The sequence below is a fragment of the Burkholderia reimsis genome (genome assembly GCF_003294055.1).
GTDB classification, from domain to species: domain Bacteria; phylum Pseudomonadota; class Gammaproteobacteria; order Burkholderiales; family Burkholderiaceae; genus Burkholderia; species Burkholderia cepacia.
In genome coordinates this window covers 25,053-42,344 of record NZ_QMFZ01000034.1, presented here as the reverse complement: position 1 = coordinate 42,344, position 17,292 = coordinate 25,053, and the positions used below count along the sequence as shown (strand labels likewise).

At 62.3% G+C, this 17,292-nt stretch carries 20 protein-coding genes and 1 tRNA gene; 12 read left to right on the top strand and 9 right to left on the bottom strand.

Going from position 1 to position 17,292, the window contains the following annotated elements; translation table 11 throughout:
- Positions 1-63: 63 nt before the first annotated feature.
- Both DPV79_RS31065 and DPV79_RS31060 read right to left on the bottom strand, forming a co-directional pair.
- Entirely contained in the window at positions 64-558 is a 495-nt protein-coding gene (locus tag DPV79_RS31065; RefSeq protein ID WP_113047260.1) for a hypothetical protein, read from the bottom strand.
- Positions 555-1,106, bottom strand: a complete 552-nt coding sequence (locus DPV79_RS31060; protein ID WP_027786774.1) for a hypothetical protein — start codon at positions 1,104-1,106, stop codon at positions 555-557. Before DPV79_RS31060 ends, DPV79_RS31065 begins: the two co-directional genes overlap by 4 nt.
- A gap of 288 nt (positions 1,107-1,394) precedes the next feature.
- Here DPV79_RS31060 and DPV79_RS31055 point away from each other — a divergent pair, with 288 nt between their 5' ends.
- The 3 genes from DPV79_RS31055 (at position 1,395) to DPV79_RS31045 (ending at position 3,741) form a co-directional block, all read left to right on the top strand.
- Entirely contained in the window at positions 1,395-1,592 is a 198-nt protein-coding gene (locus DPV79_RS31055; RefSeq protein WP_060063454.1) for a hypothetical protein, read from the top strand.
- Between the two features lie 141 nt (positions 1,593-1,733).
- Complete coding sequence (gene otsA, locus DPV79_RS31050) at positions 1,734-3,155, top strand: alpha,alpha-trehalose-phosphate synthase (UDP-forming) (RefSeq protein ID WP_113047259.1); 1,422 nt, start codon at positions 1,734-1,736, stop codon at positions 3,153-3,155.
- Entirely contained in the window at positions 3,148-3,741 is a 594-nt protein-coding gene (locus DPV79_RS31045; RefSeq protein WP_113047276.1) for an AAA family ATPase, read from the top strand. Before otsA ends, DPV79_RS31045 begins: the two co-directional genes overlap by 8 nt.
- Before the next feature lie 24 nt (positions 3,742-3,765).
- Here the strand turns inward: DPV79_RS31045 and DPV79_RS31040 are convergent, their stop codons facing one another.
- On the bottom strand, positions 3,766-5,133 hold the full coding sequence (locus DPV79_RS31040; protein WP_113047258.1) for an MFS transporter: 1,368 nt from the start codon (positions 5,131-5,133) through the stop codon (positions 3,766-3,768).
- 159 nt (positions 5,134-5,292) lie between these two features.
- Complete coding sequence (locus tag DPV79_RS31035) at positions 5,293-5,673, bottom strand: DUF5594 family protein (protein ID WP_048025380.1); 381 nt, start codon at positions 5,671-5,673, stop codon at positions 5,293-5,295.
- 117 nt (positions 5,674-5,790) lie between these two features.
- Between DPV79_RS31035 and DPV79_RS31030 the strand changes: the two genes are divergently transcribed.
- The gene (locus tag DPV79_RS31030) at positions 5,791-6,192 is read left to right on the top strand and encodes a hypothetical protein (RefSeq protein ID WP_021158522.1); all 402 of its coding nucleotides are present in this window, start codon (positions 5,791-5,793) and stop codon (positions 6,190-6,192) included.
- Positions 6,193-6,406: 214 nt separating this feature from the next.
- On the opposite strand, the gene DPV79_RS31025 is transcribed toward DPV79_RS31030, so the two are convergent.
- The gene (locus DPV79_RS31025; protein ID WP_021158523.1) at positions 6,407-6,712 is read right to left on the bottom strand and encodes a hypothetical protein; all 306 of its coding nucleotides are present in this window, start codon (positions 6,710-6,712) and stop codon (positions 6,407-6,409) included.
- Between the two features lie 143 nt (positions 6,713-6,855).
- On the opposite strand from DPV79_RS31025, the gene eco reads away from it, so the two are divergent.
- Positions 6,856-7,356 (top strand): serine protease inhibitor ecotin, encoded by a 501-nt coding sequence (gene eco, locus DPV79_RS31020; protein ID WP_021158524.1) that lies wholly within the window; start codon positions 6,856-6,858, stop codon positions 7,354-7,356.
- A 35-nt stretch (positions 7,357-7,391) separates the two neighbouring features.
- On the opposite strand, the gene DPV79_RS31015 is transcribed toward eco, so the two are convergent.
- Positions 7,392-8,006, bottom strand: coding sequence for a TetR/AcrR family transcriptional regulator (locus DPV79_RS31015; protein ID WP_059498173.1), 615 nt, complete (start codon positions 8,004-8,006; stop codon positions 7,392-7,394).
- Positions 8,007-8,121: 115 nt separating this feature from the next.
- On the opposite strand from DPV79_RS31015, the gene DPV79_RS31010 reads away from it, so the two are divergent.
- Positions 8,122-8,862 carry an SDR family NAD(P)-dependent oxidoreductase gene (locus DPV79_RS31010; RefSeq protein WP_059498171.1) on the top strand — a complete coding sequence of 247 codons (741 nt, stop codon included), beginning with the start codon at positions 8,122-8,124 and terminating at the stop codon, positions 8,860-8,862.
- A gap of 51 nt (positions 8,863-8,913) precedes the next feature.
- Here DPV79_RS31010 and DPV79_RS31005 read toward each other — a convergent pair whose 3' ends face one another.
- Positions 8,914-9,246, bottom strand: a complete 333-nt coding sequence (locus DPV79_RS31005; RefSeq protein ID WP_021158527.1) for a hypothetical protein — start codon at positions 9,244-9,246, stop codon at positions 8,914-8,916.
- Between the two features lie 213 nt (positions 9,247-9,459).
- Positions 9,460-9,536: transfer RNA gene (locus tag DPV79_RS31000), tRNA-Met, on the bottom strand.
- A gap of 239 nt (positions 9,537-9,775) precedes the next feature.
- Between DPV79_RS31000 and DPV79_RS30995 the strand changes: the two genes are divergently transcribed.
- Complete coding sequence (locus tag DPV79_RS30995) at positions 9,776-10,111, top strand: hypothetical protein (protein ID WP_048025383.1); 336 nt, start codon at positions 9,776-9,778, stop codon at positions 10,109-10,111.
- 851 nt (positions 10,112-10,962) lie between these two features.
- The gene (locus DPV79_RS30990) at positions 10,963-12,411 is read left to right on the top strand and encodes an ApeA N-terminal domain 1-containing protein (protein WP_113047257.1); all 1,449 of its coding nucleotides are present in this window, start codon (positions 10,963-10,965) and stop codon (positions 12,409-12,411) included.
- Positions 12,412-12,422: 11 nt separating this feature from the next.
- On the opposite strand, the gene DPV79_RS30985 is transcribed toward DPV79_RS30990, so the two are convergent.
- Complete coding sequence (locus tag DPV79_RS30985; protein ID WP_113047256.1) at positions 12,423-13,001, bottom strand: recombinase family protein; 579 nt, start codon at positions 12,999-13,001, stop codon at positions 12,423-12,425.
- Positions 13,002-13,317: 316 nt separating this feature from the next.
- Between DPV79_RS30985 and DPV79_RS30980 the strand changes: the two genes are divergently transcribed.
- From DPV79_RS30980 to DPV79_RS30965, 4 genes are all read left to right on the top strand, one after another.
- Positions 13,318-15,525 (top strand): P-loop NTPase fold protein, encoded by a 2,208-nt coding sequence (locus tag DPV79_RS30980; RefSeq protein WP_113047255.1) that lies wholly within the window; start codon positions 13,318-13,320, stop codon positions 15,523-15,525.
- A 354-nt stretch (positions 15,526-15,879) separates the two neighbouring features.
- A complete protein-coding gene (locus tag DPV79_RS30975) occupies positions 15,880-16,392 on the top strand; it encodes a hypothetical protein (RefSeq protein ID WP_059497405.1) in 513 nt (170 codons plus the stop codon).
- Between the two features lie 137 nt (positions 16,393-16,529).
- Positions 16,530-16,793, top strand: coding sequence for a helix-turn-helix transcriptional regulator (locus DPV79_RS42840; RefSeq protein WP_165843595.1), 264 nt, complete (start codon positions 16,530-16,532; stop codon positions 16,791-16,793).
- On the top strand, positions 16,793-17,077 hold the full coding sequence (locus DPV79_RS30965) for a hypothetical protein (RefSeq protein ID WP_208866757.1): 285 nt from the start codon (positions 16,793-16,795) through the stop codon (positions 17,075-17,077). The genes DPV79_RS42840 and DPV79_RS30965 overlap by 1 nt, the downstream gene beginning before the upstream one ends.
- The last annotated feature ends 215 nt before the right edge of the window (positions 17,078-17,292 follow it).

Here is a 17,292-nt window from a genome sequence, read left to right as displayed (position 1 = left end):
CGCGGTTGGAGCCGTCGCAGGGCAGTCGATGTCCGGGCCAGTCGCCGGCACGCGGTGCCTCCGCTACTGCAAATTCCCCCACCGATCGACGGCCGGCTCCGCCGACGCCCACTTCCAGTGCGTGCCTTGCTGGCACGCATTCGCGAAATACCAGTCGGCCTTGTCGCCGTCCTTCACCGAGAACGCGAATTCCTTGCACAGCGCGAGCGCCGACGAGTACGCGCGCGTGACCCGCACTTCGCCTTCGCCGTTTTCGAGCGGCAGCGTGTTCTTTACCTTCCACGGCTTCACGTCGCCGACGGCGAGACTGCCGGCCGTCTTCGCGATCGCGTCCTGCTGATTCTGATGGAGCTGCTTCATCGTGCGGTTCACGGCTTCGTCGGTCGCGGCCTGCACGGCGATCCCGACGCCGACGCCGACCGCCGGGTTCGCGGTGACGAGGCCCGTCGCCGCACCGGCAAGCGCGCCGCTCGCCGCGCCGACCGACCCGCAGCCCGACAGCGTGGCCGCCGCCGCGCACAGCGCGCCGATGGCCGCGATACGGATCGCGACGCTCATTGCAGCGAGCCCCAGCGTTCGGTTGCCGGTTCCGCCGACGCCCATTTCCACACGGGGCCGTCGCGGCAGATCGTGGCGACGTAGAACGCCGATTGCGCGGCCTTGTCGGCTTTCGCTGGCGTGTCGACCGCGAACACGATTTCCTTGCAGTCGAGCGGGCCGATGCTGATCATCCGGCTGACCGTCACGCGGCCCTGTTCGTCGTCCTCGATCGGGAACGAGTGGTGCGTCGACCACGGCGCGACGCCGCCCACGTCGAGCGGGCCGGCCGCCTTCGCGATCTGTTCCTGTGTGTAACGGTGTGCGACGCGCTGCGAGTACTGGACGCCCGCACGCGCACCGGCGACGGCGCCGAGGCCGATGCCGGTCGCGACCGCGGCGTTGTTGGTGACCTTGGAGGCGATCGCGGCACCCGCGATACCGGCGCCGGCTGTCGCGCCCTCGCTGTACAGCGAGTTGCAGCCGGACAGCAGTGCGGCCGTGGCGATCGCGGCCAGCACGACGCGCGCCGGAATGGCCCGGCGCGGCGATTCGAAACGAATGTTCATCCCTGAGTGCAAGTCCTGTCTGGGTGAGCGGCAACGCGTGCGCGCCCTCATGCCGCGTCATTGTTTCGCAATTGTCATAGGAAAAATGCAAAGCTTTGACAAATCGCCGGACGGCATCCCGCGCGCGTACGCGCGGCGTTATTGTCGGACAGGTGGATCGTGAGGGGTCGAAACGTTACAAATTGAAGGTAATTGTTACTTTGGGGTGCAAGGAAGCGACCTAGACTTTTCAGTTATGGAATGTTTCTACGACGGCCTCGGGCCGCGCCGCACATGAGACACCCGGCCATGCGACGTTCGAAACGGTTTTCGCCCCGGCCGCCCGACGCAGGGGCGGTCCGCCCGCATTCGCAGACCGACGCGCCATCGGCACCGCCTGCCGGCGCGCCCGGCGAGACGCCGTCCGACGGCGATCACAACCAGGGCGGTGCCCGCCCGGAAGGGCTCGACTATCAGCGGGATCTCGGTCAGGAGCAGGACGCCTGATGTCGTTGCCGTCGTATTCCGCCGCTGCCTTTCACACCTGCATTTCTCACGTCTGAATCGCCGCACGGCCGCCTTCGGGCAGCCGTGCCAGCCTTGGCGCGCGCCGCGCGCCAGCCCATCGAATCGAGGAGGGAAAGCCGCATGAGCAGATTGATCGTGGTATCGAACCGTGTCGCCGCCGGCGAGGACACGCGCCCGAGCGCCGGTGGCCTGGCCGTCGGCGTGATGGACGCGCTGAAGGAAACGGGCGGCGTCTGGTTCGGCTGGAACGGCGAGATCGTCGATGCGCCGGATGCCGAGCCCGCGATCCAGCGAGACGGCAACGTGACCTATGCGACGGTCGGGCTGACCCGGCGCGACTACGACCAGTACTACCGCGGCTTCTCGAACGCGACGCTGTGGCCGGTGTTCCATTACCGCGGCGATCTCGCGCGCTTCGACCGCCAGGAGTACGCGGGCTATCTGCGCGTGAACGCGATGCTGGCGAAGCAGCTCGCCGCGCTGCTGCGCCCCGACGACCTGATCTGGGTGCACGACTATCACCTGCTGCCGTTCGCGCATTACCTGCGCGAGCTCGGCGTGAAGAACCCGATCGGCTTCTTCCTGCACATCCCGTTTCCGTCGCCCGACATGCTGCGTCTCGTGCCGCCGCACGAGGAACTCGTGAAGTTCATGTGCGCATACGACGTCGCGGGCTTCCAGACCGAGGCCGACAAGCAGGCGTTCACCGACTACATCGAGCGGCGCGGCATCGGTGCGGCGAGCGACGACGGGATGCTGCATGCGCACGGGCGTGTCGTGAAGGTCGCCGCCTATCCGATCGGCGTTTATCCCGACGCGATCGCGCAGGCGGCCGTCCAGTACGGCGCGCGCAAGCCGGTGAAGATGCTGCGCGAGGCGCTCGACGGCCGCAAGCTGGTGATGAGCGTCGACCGCCTCGATTATTCGAAGGGGCTCGTCGAGCGCTTCCAGGCGTTCGAGCGGATGCTCGCGAACGCGCCGGGCTGGCAGGGGCGCGTGTCGCTGCTGCAGATCGCGCCGCCGACGCGTTCCGACGTGCAGACCTATCAGCACATTCGCGAAACGCTGGAAGGCGAGGCCGGCCGCATCAACGGCCGCTTCTCGCAGCTCGACTGGACGCCGATCCAGTACCTGAATCGCAAGTACGAGCGCAACCTGCTGATGGCGTTCTTCCGGATGTCGCAGGTCGGCTACGTGACGCCGTTGCGCGACGGGATGAACCTCGTCGCGAAGGAGTACGTGGCATCGCAGGATCCGGCCGACCCGGGCGTGCTCGTGCTGTCGGAGTTCGCGGGTGCGGCGGCCGAACTGACCGGCGCGCTCCTCGTCAATCCGTACGACCTGTCGCAGATGGCCGAGGCGCTCGAGCGCGCGCTGTCGATGCCGCTCGCGGAGCGGCAGGCGCGCCACGAGGAGAACCTCGCGCGGCTGCGCGGAAACGACCTGTCGGTCTGGCGCGATACGTTCGTCGCCGACTTGCGCAGTGTCGCGGCCGCCGCGTCGGTCACGCGGCGCGCGGGCCGGCGGGTCGTGCATGCGTGAGGTCGCACAGGGGCCCGGCGCCGTCGACGACACGAGCGACGACGCCACCCGCCGCTTTTTCGTCGTGACCGGTGGCCCGGGTTCGGGCAAGAGCACGCTGCTCGATGCGCTCGAGCGCGCCGGTTGCGCGCGCTCGCAGGAAGCCGGGCGGGGCGTGATCCGCGACCAGATGGCGATCGACGGTCACGCGTTGCCGTGGCGCGACCCGGCCGCGTTTGCCGAGCTGATGCTGAGCTGGGAGATGCGCTCGTACGATCTCGCGCGGCATGCGCGCGGGCCCGTGTTCTTCGATCGCGGCGTGCCGGACGTGATCGGCTATCTGCGGCTGACGGGGCTGGCCGTGCCCACGCATGCGGAGGCCGCGGCCAACCGTTTCCGCTATCACCCGCGCGTGTTCATCGCGCCGCCGTGGCCGGACATCTATGCGCAGGACACCGAGCGCCGGCAGGATTTCGCGGAAGCCGTGCGCACCTACGACGCGATGGTCGAGTGCTATACGTCGTACGGCTATCGGCTGATCGAACTGCCGCGCGAGAGCGTGCAGGCGCGCGTGCGTTTCGTGATGGACGCGCTCGACGCCGAATGACGCGCGGGGCGGCGCGCGACGGTATCAGGTTGCCGCGTCCGGTCGCGGCGACGCGATGCGCAGCATGCTGACGAGCGCGGCCACCGCCGCGAATGCCGCGGCGACATAGAGCGCGATCGTCGGCCCGCGATCGGGGACGAGCCCGAAAATCAATGCGACGAGCGCGGCGCCGAGCGTCTGACCGGTCAGCCGCGCGGTGCTCAGCATGCCGCCCGCGCCACCGCTGCGCTCGCGCGGCGCCGACGACAGCATCGCGCGGTTGTTCGGCGACTGGAACAACCCGAAGCCTGCACCGCACAGCGCCATCCGCCACACGATGTCGACGGTGCCCGGGTGCGCGCCGATCGTCGCGAGCGACAGCAGCCCGGCCGCGAACAGGGCGAGCCCGATCCCGCCGAGGATGCCCGCCGAATAACGATCCGACAGCACGCCCGCGAGCGGTGCGGCGAACACGATCACGAGCGGCCAAGGCGTCATGTAGAGGCCCGTCTCGACCTGCGAGAAGCCGAGCGAGTGCTGCAGCCAGAACGGCAGCGCGACGAACGCGAGCATCTGCGACGTGAACGACGCCATCGACGTATAGATCGACAGCGCGAACATCGGAATGCGCATCAGGTCGACGGGCAGCAGCGGCGCCGGCTGCGACAGCTGGCGCTTCACGAAGAAGTAGCCGACGACGAACGCGACGGCCAGCTCGGCCGCGACGTACGCATGGCCTTCGCCGTGGCCGAGCCCGTCGACCGCCGTGATCAGCAGACCGAACACGCACGCGTTCATCAGCGCGCTCGGGAAATCGTACGGCGCATCGTGCAGCGGGTTGGACGGCAGCGCGCGCAGGCTGCCGATCACCGCGGCGATGCCGATCGGCACGTTGACCGCGAAGAGCCACGGCCACGATGCGAACGACAGGATCGCGGACGCGACCGTCGGCCCAATCGCCGACGACAGCGCCACGACCATCGCGTTGATTGACAGCCCGCGCCCGAGCATCGACGACGGGTAGATCATCCGCACGAGCGCCGCGTTGACGCTCATGATGCCGGCCGCGCCGAAACCCTGGATCACGCGCATCACGGCCAGCATCGGCAGCGAGCTGGCGAGCGCGCAGCCGAGCGACGCCGCGGTGAACAGCGCGAGCCCCGCGACGTAGATGCGGCGATAGCCGATGCGCTCGCCGAGCGAGGCGAGCGGCAGCAGCGTGATCGTGACCGCGAGCTGGTATGCGTTGACGATCCAGATCGATGCGGCGTCGGACGCGTGCAGGTCGCGTGCGATCGTCGGCAGCGCGACGTTTGCGATGGCGCCGTCGAGCACGGCGAGCGTGATGCCCAGTGCGACGCAGAGGATCGCCCAGTAGCGTTGCGGAAGCGGCAGGCCGGTATCGGCGTTCATGGCGGGAGCAGATGCGTGGTTGTCCGCGCGCCCGGCTGCCGGTTGCGTGCGCAACCATGCGGGAGGGTGGAGGCGGCGATGAGCGGCCCGGCCGGCGCAACTGCGCCGAGGCGGGGCCGGCCGAGTGTATCACCGGGCCGCATTGCGCGACGCCGGCACTCAGCCTTCGAAGTCGAGGCCGCCGAGCCGCACGAGCGGGTCGGCCTGCGTGCGCGACAGGAGATCGATGTCGCGCGCGCCTTCCCATGCGCCCAGCTTTTTCGGGAGGGCGGCCAGGTAGTGCTCGAAGCGCCGCGGGCCGTCCGGTTCCATCAGCCGCTCGATTTCGTCGGTGTCCCAGGTCAGTTCGAGATTCAGCGGATGCTCGAAGCCGCTGACATGCTCATGCGGTGTGCTGCGGATCTGCACACGCGTCGGGTGCCCGTGGCCGCCATACGGGACGACGTCGGTCAGCACGTGATCGGCGAAGAAGGCGGCGATCGCCTGTGCGATGCGCGGGGCGAATTCTGTATCGAAACGGCGGGCGGTTTCGGGCTGCATGAAGGCGTCTCCTGTATGCCGAAAATCCTAGCATGGCGGCGCCGCATTTCGGTGTGCGTGACAGCGGTAATCGCGCGTTACCACTTGCTGCATCTATTACGGCCGCCTGCCGCCACAATGCATCGCATCCAGTACCACTTCGCGTGGGAGCCCATCATGAAAAAAATTGCCGCAGTGTGTGTCCTCGCCGGTTCGCTTGCCGTGGCGGGGCCGGCGTCCGCGCATGGCCGCGACGGCGGCGCCGTCATCGGCGCATTGATCGGCGGCGCGGTGCTGGGCGCGATCGTGACGTCCGCGATGAATCCGCCCGTCGCGTATCAGGCGCCCGTGTACCAGGCACCGGCCTATCAGCCGCCGACGTACTACCAGGCACCCGCGTACCAGCAGCCTGCCTATCCGACCTACCAGCAGGCGCAGTACCAGGACGACGGCCCGAACTATTGCTACGACCGCTACCAGCGTGCATACGTGTGCGGCGCGCCGGTGCGGGGCGGCTACGCGCAGCCGGCCGGGTGGTAAGCGGGCGGATGCGTGACGCGTGAACGGCCGGTGCCGGGCGGCCTGCGCCGCCGACGTTCGCTTCGCCGCACCGGACGACAAAAGGCCCTCGCTTCGTGCGAGGGCCTTTGTTTTTTCGCGGGAGTCCGTTCGTCTGCGTAACACAAGACCGGCAAGACCGGCACGACCGCCCATTGGCGGGCCGTGCGCGGATACAAACGGTTGCAATTGTGCGTCAGTGGCGATGGCCGCCGCCTCCGCCGCCATCGTTCCAGTCGCCGCGGCGTCCGCCGCCGTGCCCCCAGCCGTTACCGCGGTTGCCGCGATCGCCGTCCCAGCGATGGTAGTCGCGCCGGCCGCGATCCCAGTCGCGTCCGCCGCCACCGCCCCAGATGTTGACCGTGCCGTACACGGGGGACGGCGCGTATGCGTAGCCCGGATCGGAATAGTAGGGCTGGCCGTAGCCGTATCCGGCGTCCGGGGCGACGACGCAGCCGGCCAGCAAGGTCGCGACGCCGGCGGCAGCAATGAGCTTCAGCATGATGTTCTCCGTTGGTTCCCCTATAAGTACCGCGCAAGGGGATTGCCAGCTGTTTGCAATTGTGTCGTCAAATTACGGCGCCGTAAGGTCATGCGACGAAAGTGTTAGCATCCGGAGCTCATTTGTTTTTCAGGAGTACCTCGATGAAATTCGCGATCCGGGCCGCGCTGGCCGCCTTGTGCGTGACGACTGCCGCCGCCTGCGTGGCCGCGCCTGCATCGGCGCCCGCCGTGCCGGCCGAGTCGATCAAGATGTTTCCGCAGGCAGCGGCCGGCCAGCAGCGCGTCGTGATCGCGCTGCCCGCGCTCGAGAACGAAGGCGATGCGCGCGTCGAGCTGATGATCGGCAAGACGTTGCAGACCGACTGCAACCAGCAGTGGTTCGGCGGCGAGCTAACCGCCGAGGACGTGAAAGGCTGGGGTTATACGTACTACCAGCTCACCGACGTGAAGGGCCCGGCGTCGACGCTGATGGCGTGCCCGGGCCAGGCGCCGCAGCAGCGGTTCGTGCAGGTGCGCGGCGATGGCCAGCTGCTGCGCTACAACAGCCGCCTGCCGCTCGTCGTCTATGTGCCGGACGGTTTCGAGGTGCGGTATCGCGTGTGGCATGCGTCGAAGGACGTGCAGCACGCTGAAAGGCAGTAACGCGCGGGGCGGCCGTGTGCGGCGGCGTCCTGCCGCTACGCGCCGCCCATACCGACGAGCGCTGGCCACGCGGCCAGCGCAGCCATCGCGACAGCCTCGAGATCGCGACGGCTCGCACCATCGCGCGCCTGGATCGACATCCCCTGCTGGACGGTTACGTAGTACCGCGCGATCGCGTCGAGGTTCGCGTGCGCCGAGATCTCGCCGGTCGCGACACCTTGCCTGAGGCGTTCGCGCAGACTCTCGACCGTGCCCTCGCGCATCGCGATCAGCGTTTGCCGAACCGTATCCGAGCGCTCGGCCGGATGCAGCGCCGACAGCACGACCAGGCAGCCAGCCGGCTTCGATCGCCGCGTGAACACGCGTGCGGTATCCATCAGGTAGTTCCGCACGGCGTCGTGTGCGCTGCCGGCCTCCTCGACGCCCCCCCAGATTTCTTTTCCCTCCGTTGCGCGGTAGTGATCGAGCGCCTGCCGGAACAATGCTTCCTTGCTGCCGAACGCCGCATACAGGCTCGGCGATGCGATGCCCATCGCGGCCGTCAGGTCGGTCATCGACGCGCCCTCGTAGCCGAGGCGCCAGAACACCTCCATGGCGCGTTCCAGCGCCGCTTCCTTGTCGAAGCTCCTCGGTCGGCCCCGTTCAGCCATTGCGTCCGTTCCTTCGTCGATATCTGTATCGATCGATAAAATAAATCAATTGACTGTGCCGCGCAACTTGCCACATTCTGTGCCGGTCGTTACATAAATGAGGAAAGGAACCGACATGAATCGACTTCAGGGCAAGCGTGCACTCATCACGGGCGGCAGCCGCGGTATCGGTGCGGCGATCGCGAAACGGCTGGCGGCCGACGGCGCGGACGTCGCGATTACCTACGAGAAATCGGCCGAGCGGGCGCAGGCCATCGTTGCCGGCATCGAAGCGCTGGGCCGGCGCGCCGTCGCGATCCAGGCCGACAGCGCCGATCCGGTGGCCGTGCGCGACGCAGTGGATCGTGCCGCGGAGGCGTTCGGCGGTCTCGACATCCTCGTCAACAACGCGGGGATTTTCCGGGCCGGCGGGCTGGATGATCTCACGCTCGACGATATCGACGCGACGCTGAACGTGAACGTGCGCGCGGTGATCGTCGCGTCGCAGGCGGCGGCGCGGCATCTCGGCGAGGGCGGGCGCATCGTGTCGACCGGCAGTTGCCTCGCCACGCGCGTGCCCGATGCGGGGATGAGCCTCTATGCGGCGAGCAAGGCCGCGCTGATCGGCTGGACTCAGGGGCTCGCGCGCGATCTGGGCCCGCGCGGCATCACGGTCAATATCGTGCATCCGGGGTCGACGGATACCGACATGAACCCGGCCGACGGCGAACACGCCGGCGCGCAGCGTTCGCGGATGGCGATCCCGCAGTACGGCAAGGCCGACGACGTCGCGGCGCTCGTTGCGTTCGTGGTCGGGCCGGAGGGGCGGTCGATCAACGGGACGGGATTGACGATCGACGGCGGCGCGAACGCGTGATCGCGTGATGGCGGACGCCCGGTGTTAGTGGACCGGGCGGCGTGGCGTTCGTTATCGGCAGCCGAGCCGTTGATGCTCGGCTTCGAGATCGGCGCGCTTGTCGTAAGCGCGCAGTTCGTTGCGCGGCTTGCCGTCCGGGCCCATCCCGCGCACGACCTTCTGGCCGCGGTCGGGGGTGTGCGTCACGGCGTCGATGCCGGCGGATAGTTCACGGCACCGTGAGTCGGGGGAGGGGTTATCCGGGCGCGGTGCCGCTGCGTTCGCGATGTTGGCGATGCCGGGGCTGACATAGCGCTGCTTCGCGGGCGCGGTGACGGTGTCGGCGGCGTTCGCCGTGCCGGTAATCGCGGAAAGTGCGGCGAGCGCCGCGATCGTTCGAATCATTGCGGAAGTCCGGATGCTGAAGAAGGTTCGGAATTCTACGCAATGTCTGACGTGGGGCTGCGGCGATCGGGCAGGATGCGATCGCGTGTCGCAGGCGGTGCCGGCGGCTGAATGTTCCGCGATTTGGCTGCGATGCCTGCCAGGCGGTGCACACGCAGCAGTGCATGCGGAAAGCAAAAAGCCCGCTTGCTTTCGCAAAGCGGGCTTCGGTATTGGTTGCGGGGGTAGGATTTGAACCTACGACCTTCGGGTTATGAGCCCGACGAGCTGCCAGACTGCTCCACCCCGCGGCGCGAAGTGTACGTGGGCTGATGCCGAGAGTCAAACGATCTTTGATTTGCGTCGCATGGAACCTGCGGTTTACCGGCAGGCTCGGCACGCATCGTGAAGGTCGCACAGAAGGGTGACCTGCTCACGAAAGGCCAAACTTGGCCGATCGACAACGGTCGGTAGATCGTCAAAAATCACGATTCGCTCCGCACACCGTGAAGAGCCGTGTTTGAATGAAAAAATAATGGAGTAGGTTCGAATGAGCTTTCACACTCAGGTTTCGGTTCATCCGTTCGATGGTGAGCCGTTGAATGTTGCCAGTGTCCGTGAGGAACTCTTGAGGTTTCTTGACGAATATTCGCTAAGCCACGACGTATTGACCAACCTCACCGAAGCATGTGGTTCGGCTCTACCAACGTCAACTCTCTTCTTTCTGAACAGCATGGCGATCGTCATGCTGTTCGACAAGTTGGCTTCATGCCTGCCGAACGCGTCGTTCGCGGTAAAGGGCTCTGGCGAGGATCACCGCGATATATGGGTGCGAGAGTATGCCGACGGAGTGGCGACGTTCGAAGCCGGGCCGTTCGACGAGTAAGCTGGCGGCAGTCCAACATCGTCGCGCCTCGACCGTCGCCGGCGGTGGGGCGGAAAGGGCGAGTTGGGGCGCGACCAGTGTTGATGCGTTAGCGAGCTGATGCGATATCTGCGCGTCCGTGAGAGGTATTGTTGGTATCTGCTGATACCAACGAAAATCGCAAGAGTCTCGGGTACGGCTGGGCGGTAGAGTGGCGCCAGACGGGGGCGAAGCGGGGAGATTCTTGTGAATCCGGGGGATGGCTGAGAGCTTGGCTGGTCCCCGACAGAATTCATATCTCTAGGCTGGGGGCGGCGTCTCAACGCTAATGATCCGCAGATACCAACAAAAATACCAACAGAGGCATTGGCCTACGCGTTATTGGCCGGGGGATCGGCCGCACGGAACTTGTTGTGCAGCCGGAAGCAAAAATATTTGGAGATTTGGAGATAAACCTCAATTTCGGCTTGTCAGCTATGTCTGGCAAGGGTCCGATTGTCTCCAAGTGTATCTCCAAAACACTCATTTCTTTGGAGACAATTCTGGAGATATACGGTCGGGGGTAGTGGCCAGCCGGCGAGCGTTGCGTGTCATCCCCCGCTATCTGGAACGCTGCGCGCAAAGAATTTCGCCACGCCGCCGCTGTCCCGGCGATGGTACGAAATCGGCCAAGCCGCGATTGTGAGGTCCGTTGTTGCGTGACTCTATCTAGCTGCAACGCCTTATTCGCCGCACGGCTTACATGCTTCCGATCGGGTAAGCTCAGGGGTGAACGTTGGCATTCGGTCACGGGGTATGAGAGCAAAGAAGCGGATGCAAGCTTCGACTGCCGGCGGATTTGCAGGGTAAGGGGCGACAAAGGAGTCTAGAGAATGGACAAAGCCAATATCGTGGACGAGCAGGGGTATTTTTGGTGGCGCGACGAGAAATATCCAAGCGCTCAGTTTGCCCCGGAGCAACACGTTACTGGATGGCTGAAGATCTCCGGGAATGGTGAGATACGTCTTGAGCTGGATGGGGTTCTGCCGACTGGCAAACATCCTCTTGAGCAAATAACGGACAACCTTTCGAGGAAGCTGCCATTCCGTTCGATACAGGGTATTACTAAAAAGACAGGGAAAAGGGTACTTTTGATCGATGCGGTGGGTGTGGGTGGTCAATTCAACTCGAATCGATTTTCGTTCGAAAAATACATCGCAACAATGTGTCTGGTTGGCGACATTGATCTGCCGAGGAAGGCAGACGTTCCTCGCTTCTCTGCTGTTGAGGTTGATTTAACTGGTTTTGAGAACTGGCTTCATTTGGGGACGCTGGATGTAAAAAATACCAGACGCACAATGACGTTAAAAAGTGAGGTGGTTCGCGACGTTGTATTTAACACGTCTGTCGGACGGCTCACGTTTGAAAAGCATACTGAAGTCGTTGAGCCAAACGGGCTGCACCGGTTTGAGGCCAAAGTCAGGGAGTACATGACGCTCACGTTCCAGCATAAGAAGGCGCTCGCTCCCGATCAAGTCCGAGACGAGTTTGGTGCGATGCAAGACCTCATGACTTTGTTGACTAATTCACACTACGCGTTAGCGTGGCCGGTAGTAAGGATCTCTCGAACAAAGAAATTCTTCAATTTTTACTTTCGCCGAATTGGAAGTTCCGCTTCGCCGCCTGAATTGCATGAGCTGCCAATAAACTTTGTTCAGTTGCAGGGGAGTTTTGGGGGGTTGTACGAGGCGTGGAGAATTAAGAGAGATGAGTTTGGTGCTGGATTTTACTCTTATCTGTCAACTAAAAGAGATGTTAATCTGTACGTTGAAAATCACTTTGCGAATCTGGTGCAAGGGCTGGAATATTTTCATCGGACAAAGTACGGATCCGTACAGCCGGATGGCCCGCTACTGGAGAAAATTACACGGATTCTCGACGGAGTTGAGTCGACAAAGGACAGGAAATGGCTTGCTGGGAGGCTGCGACATGCTGCCGAACCGTCACTCGAAGAGCGGTTGAACGAGATATTCGTGACGCTTCCGCTGGATATTGACGGAAATCGCCTCCGATTATTCGCTAAATCGTGTGCCGATATTCGCAACGATCTGGCTCATTTTGGCGGTCAGCGAACGCGCGAGAGATCGGCAGACTTTCTGCTGGAGCTGTCCCGAAAAAGTGTTGCACTGGGATTTTTCTATCACATGACGCTCTTGCGCGAAATCGGTTTGAGTGACCAACTGATCAAAGAGTGGTTGCGGCCGGGAATTGCCACTATGCGAGCGCGAGCTGCGCTCGTCGAAAGCGGTATTTTGGACAAGAGTGCACTTACCGGAAAGTGACTTTGGGCGGCCTATTGTACGGAATCGCGAACTCGCATGATCGTCTGGCGGCTCGTACCGTACAGCTTGGCGAGACCTGCCACACTTGCCCCTTCCCTCAGGTTCTGGCGAACTTCGTTTTGCTGCTGCTTTGTTAGTGCGGAGGGACGGCCCATTGCCTTCCCTTCAGCCTTTGCTCGCGCAATACCGGCTTGTGTTCGCTCGATCAGCAGGTCACGCTCAAATTCTGCAACGGCGTTTAGAACTTGCATTGTCATTCGGCCCGCCGCGCTGGTGAGGTCAACGCCGCCGAGCGCAAGACAATGAATTCGAATGCCACGATCCGCGAGAGCTTCCACGGTTGCGCGCACGTCCATCGCGTTCCGACCCAGCCGGTCGAGCTTGGTCACAATCAGCACGTCGCCTTCTTCCATCTTCAGCAGCAACTCAGCGAAACCCGGCCGCTGATCCGCGCATACGCTTCCGGAGATGCTTTCAGTAACGACCCTGCGCTTGTCCACGTTGAAGCCGGCCGCCTCGATCTCGCGGAGTTGATTGGCTGCCGTCTGGTCGGTCGTACTGACGCGGGCGTATGCAAAGGTTCGGGACATGTCGAGTTCTTAGCGTGTTCGAAAAGGATGTCCGAATCATATCCTATGTACGTAAATTGAAAACCCTTATTTTCGGACATTCTGTCATGTACATGTCCGAAAGGGTTCGGTTTCGGACAGGGCAAAGATTGAAGTCTATTGGTGCTGAGTGGGGGCGAGGGCACCAGCTCGATTTGGCGCTATCGTTTCGTTGCGTCGTCGCCGTTGCAGAGGTGCACGGTTAAAACATCGACGTCAGCATGGGCGCCGTCCAACGGCGATAATCGGCGTAGTGCATTGCGGATTGCTTGGTACAAAAAGACCATTCGGGGAAATCATGAACAATAATTTTGTGTCTGCCGATCCGACAGATCCTTCGTTGGGCACGCCTCTCGGAAGCGACTTGGCAGAAGTTCATCCGCGTAGAGATGCTTTCGGGTACGCATCGTTCGCCCGAGCAATCGCAGGTGCAGTCCGTACGACTCCGAGTCCGGCGGGTCTCGTCATGGCAATAGATGGCCCTTGGGGGGCAGGGAAAACGACCCTGCTGAACTTCGTCAAGCACTACCTTGTTGAAGCCGACGCGGCAGACGGTACCGGCGGCCAGTTGATACTGATCGATTTCAATCCGTGGTGGTTTGCCGATGGGGAGCAGTTGGCGCGGCAGTTTCTGCAGCAGTTTGCCGCGCAACTACCAGTGGACAAGGACACCCGCCTTGATGCCGTCAAATCTGCGATTGCGGGTTATGCGGACGCGATTGGGGAGGCCGCGAGTTGGGGGATCGCGCTAAAGACAGGCACCAAGTGGCCAATGGTTCAAAAGATTGTCGGAGGACTGTTGCGCAAACTTGCGCCGCGTGAGAAGGATGTTGCCGCTCTGAAACGTTCAATTTCCCGGTCGTTGGACTCCGCAGGGAAGCGATTCGCGGTAGTCGTCGATGACATCGATCGCCTTCGGCCGCTCGAAGTAAATGAAGTATTCCGGGTGATCAAAGCTATCGCCGATTTTCCGAATGTTGTCTATCTCTTGGCCTATGACGGTAGCGTTGTTTCTCAATCCCTTGAGAGTTCGATGGGGATTCGTGATGGTCGAGCGTACATGGAAAAGATCGTGCAGGCCCAGTTTTCATTACCCGCCGTGTCCCGGGCAAAGCTATTGCGAAAGCTGTCTTCTGATCTCGATGAGTTGCTTGCCCGGATCGGGGTGGACGAGTTCGACAATGATCGTTGGGTAAACGCATTCCATGAAGGATTGGACAGGCTTGTCAGGAGGCCGCGCGACATTGTCCGGATCATCAATGCGCTGTCCGTCACAGTGCCCCCCTTGCTGGGCGAGGTGAATGTTGTCGACTTCATCGCTCTAGAGTTCTTGCGTGTTTTTGCGCCGACTGTTCACCTTGCAATCAAGGAAAATGAAGGAATGTTTGTCGGGCTCTCGGGGAATGATGCTCGCGGGGCCGAAGGAGCGTTTCACGATGGGTGGCTAAACACGGTATCCCATGAACAGCATGATGCGGTCCGCAACGTAGTACAACGACTTTTTCCGCGTCTACAGTCTCTTTGGAGCAACGTTCACTTCGACGCGTCAGAGGTGCGTCGATGGAGTGCAGATGCAAGGGTTGCGGCTCCGGATCACTATCCAAAGTACTTTGAATTCAACGTGCCAGACCATACTCTCAGTCGTGCCGAGCTTCGCGCATTTATCGCGCTTGGAGCTGATGTCGACGCTCTTGAAAGTCGCTGGCGCGCTGCGATGATGGAGCGGCGCGAAGATGAGACAACAAAGGCGCACGACTTAATTGACGCGCTTGTGGAGCGGGACGATCTCGATGCCGCCTTCGCGAGAAGCTGCCTTGAAGCAATATTTCGGCTGGGCGACGCATTTCTTGTTGACTTGGCTAACCGGCCGCAAGGGTTCTTTGGCGTGCCACCGGAAGTGAGACTTTATTGGCTCGCCAATCACCTTGTAGCACGTCTGCCGGAAGCAGCTCGCGAGGATGAATTTTTGGAGGTAGTACGCGGATCTTCGTCGGTGACCTGGCTATGCCACCTCGCCACGAGTATCGATGCCATGAATCGTCCCGATGCTGATCGGCGAGAGTCGGCATTTCAGGGATTCTCATCGATCACTGTGAATGAAATCGTGCGCCTTGCTCTCGGTCGAATTCGCGACGCCGCATATGACAGAAGTCTTCTCACCCATCCGGATCTCTTGTTTTTTCTGCATAGATGGAGCGAATGGGGGGACTCCGACGAAGTGCGTGTTTGGGTACGCGGGGTTACCGATAGCGACGCTGGGTTGCTACTTCTTCTCAAGGGGGCAATACGCGTTTCGACAGTACAGCAAATTTCGGACGCGTTTTCTCGACGCGTGGAATCGATTCGGCCCAGTGATCTTGCAGCCTTCATTGACGTAACGTCTCCCGACTTCATGTCTCGCATTGCCACTATTCGCGAGCGAACAGATTTGAGCGGAGACGATCGAAGGACAATTGAACTTTTTGAACAAGGGATGGCGCGGCGGGCATCTGGCTCAAGGGACTAAACCGATTTGCTCGATTCGTGCTGGCGGGCCACATGCTGGCGGTGTGTGGAGGGGGCCAGTCTTCGAATTCTCGTGAGAAAATGTTGTCCGTCGAGCCTAGGGCGGCCACCTGAAAACCGGACACCTTCACCGGCTGGCTCGGCGTTCTTCGTGAAGGCCGCACAGAAGGGTGCGCTATTGCTACGTACAAAGACACCTAGTTCCGCTCTCAAGCACAAATCACGCGCCGGTTTTCGCACACGGCGTTCGAGGCAATGTGCCAGAAGAAGCATTCTCTCTTTCGCCGCCATAGACGCAAAACACCGAGCGTCCCAGCCTTTTGCTGCGGAGGACGGTGAAAGTCCATTCGGGCGGATGCAAGACATCATTCCACGCGATGTGCCGGTTGGGGAGGCTATGGCCTTGCTCGCCGGCCTGCTCGTCAAGTGCATTGACGAGGATGATCTGCGCACGGCGCAAGAGCTGATGAAGCATGAGTTGTTTAATAGCCGTACGTTGGAAGGAGTGGTGCTATACGCGCGGCGTGAAACGGAATCCGCACTGCTCGAACGAATTAATGCTTTGCATGGTCAGCTTGCCGAGCACGCTGAAGAGCGCGACATGTCGCAAGCGTATTTGGCGCAGCTCCAAGCTGAACAACGAGAGCGGCAAGATCAGGCCATGCGCGAGAGGCAAAAGGCCATCAAGCCGGCTCAGGCTGCACGGCTTGCTGGTGCAAAGAATACAAAGATCGTCGAGGAATTTAACAGGCGTCGGCGTAGTGGCGAGGACTTTCAGGGGCGCAATGTTTGCTCAGATATTGCGGCTCGCTTCGGCGTCACGGCTGATCACGTGCGCAAGCTGAAACGGGCTTGGCTTGCGACGTGAATTGATAAAACGAGATTGACGCAACGATAGTCTTGTTTTGCATAGTGCTAAACGCGATTGTCGATACGTCGGTCGCGTTTGGTGCTTCAAGCTCCCGGTTGTGCCGATGGTGGCACAGCTACGCTAAGGGAGCACAAATGTCTGCAAGCAAAACATTCGCGTCACAGGCCCCGGTCGGATTGCCGCTTGACGGCTTTTCGCGTTGGAGTGATCTGCGGCCCTTCATCCCGTTGTCCCGCGAGACGGTCCGACAGCGCGAGTTGGAAGGGCGCTTCCCGCGTGCAAGTCGTTTGACGCAGCGCTGCACCGTCTGGTCGAATCGAGAGATTCACCGCTGGATGGCCAACCCGTTGACTTATCGCACTGCCGATGCTGCGTGCGAAGTGAAGGAGGGCGCGTGATGACGAATAGCGTGAATGTGACGAGCGCGCGCGTGGCAGCGCGAGAAGCCAAACGAGACGCCGATACGGCATTCTACGACAGCGAGTTGGAGCGCCAGCGCGAGCGATTCGCCGAAGCGCACGTGCGTTGCGTGGACGAAGGTCGACGCGAGGCGGCTTGTTGGATCGCGGCGGCGGCCACGGTATTCGAGCGCGACGCCGAACGTATGCCGTCGCGTGCTAAGCGCGCGGTCGAACTCCTCAAGCATGCGGTTTTCATGCTCGATCCGAAGGCCCCGGCATGATGTCTCATCAAAGTCACTTTGCCGCTTTGGAAGGCACGGCACGTCGGTTGCATGACGACCCTGTCACAGGTCCGTCCCTTCAGCGATTTGCGCATCGAGGCGGTGCGCAGTATCCTGTGAATGTCGCTGAGACAACAGCGGCCCGGGGTGACAGCCGGAATAGTTCCAAGGCGGACAACCGCCTTCGCGCGGTTTTTTTACGTCCGTACACCTTG

What these genes read in the sequence shown, in the direction of transcription:
- DPV79_RS31045 (WP_113047276.1), top strand. Translation starts at nt 3,148, where the DNA reads ATGCGTGAGGTCGCACAGGGGCCCGGCGCCGTCGACGACACGAGCGAC.
- DPV79_RS30980 (WP_113047255.1), top strand. Translation starts at nt 13,318, where the DNA reads ATGAACAATAATTTTGTGTCTGCCGATCCGACAGATCCTTCGTTGGGC.
- DPV79_RS42840 (WP_165843595.1), top strand. Translation starts at nt 16,530, where the DNA reads ATGTCTGCAAGCAAAACATTCGCGTCACAGGCCCCGGTCGGATTGCCG.
- DPV79_RS31055 (WP_060063454.1), top strand. Translation starts at nt 1,395, where the DNA reads ATGCGACGTTCGAAACGGTTTTCGCCCCGGCCGCCCGACGCAGGGGCG.
- DPV79_RS31030 (WP_021158522.1), top strand. Translation starts at nt 5,791, where the DNA reads ATGCATCGCATCCAGTACCACTTCGCGTGGGAGCCCATCATGAAAAAA.
- DPV79_RS31025 (WP_021158523.1), bottom strand. Translation starts at nt 6,712, where the DNA reads ATGCTGAAGCTCATTGCTGCCGCCGGCGTCGCGACCTTGCTGGCCGGC.
- DPV79_RS31005 (WP_021158527.1), bottom strand. Translation starts at nt 9,246, where the DNA reads ATGATTCGAACGATCGCGGCGCTCGCCGCACTTTCCGCGATTACCGGC.
- DPV79_RS30985 (WP_113047256.1), bottom strand. Translation starts at nt 13,001, where the DNA reads ATGTCCCGAACCTTTGCATACGCCCGCGTCAGTACGACCGACCAGACG.
- eco (WP_021158524.1), top strand. Translation starts at nt 6,856, where the DNA reads ATGAAATTCGCGATCCGGGCCGCGCTGGCCGCCTTGTGCGTGACGACT.
- DPV79_RS30965 (WP_208866757.1), top strand. Translation starts at nt 16,793, where the DNA reads ATGACGAATAGCGTGAATGTGACGAGCGCGCGCGTGGCAGCGCGAGAA.
- DPV79_RS31015 (WP_059498173.1), bottom strand. Translation starts at nt 8,006, where the DNA reads ATGGCTGAACGGGGCCGACCGAGGAGCTTCGACAAGGAAGCGGCGCTG.
- DPV79_RS30995 (WP_048025383.1), top strand. Translation starts at nt 9,776, where the DNA reads ATGAGCTTTCACACTCAGGTTTCGGTTCATCCGTTCGATGGTGAGCCG.
- otsA (WP_113047259.1), top strand. Translation starts at nt 1,734, where the DNA reads ATGAGCAGATTGATCGTGGTATCGAACCGTGTCGCCGCCGGCGAGGAC.
- DPV79_RS31010 (WP_059498171.1), top strand. Translation starts at nt 8,122, where the DNA reads ATGAATCGACTTCAGGGCAAGCGTGCACTCATCACGGGCGGCAGCCGC.
- DPV79_RS31035 (WP_048025380.1), bottom strand. Translation starts at nt 5,673, where the DNA reads ATGCAGCCCGAAACCGCCCGCCGTTTCGATACAGAATTCGCCCCGCGC.
- DPV79_RS31040 (WP_113047258.1), bottom strand. Translation starts at nt 5,133, where the DNA reads ATGAACGCCGATACCGGCCTGCCGCTTCCGCAACGCTACTGGGCGATC.
- DPV79_RS30975 (WP_059497405.1), top strand. Translation starts at nt 15,880, where the DNA reads ATGCAAGACATCATTCCACGCGATGTGCCGGTTGGGGAGGCTATGGCC.
- DPV79_RS31065 (WP_113047260.1), bottom strand. Translation starts at nt 558, where the DNA reads ATGAGCGTCGCGATCCGTATCGCGGCCATCGGCGCGCTGTGCGCGGCG.
- DPV79_RS31060 (WP_027786774.1), bottom strand. Translation starts at nt 1,106, where the DNA reads ATGAACATTCGTTTCGAATCGCCGCGCCGGGCCATTCCGGCGCGCGTC.
- DPV79_RS30990 (WP_113047257.1), top strand. Translation starts at nt 10,963, where the DNA reads ATGGACAAAGCCAATATCGTGGACGAGCAGGGGTATTTTTGGTGGCGC.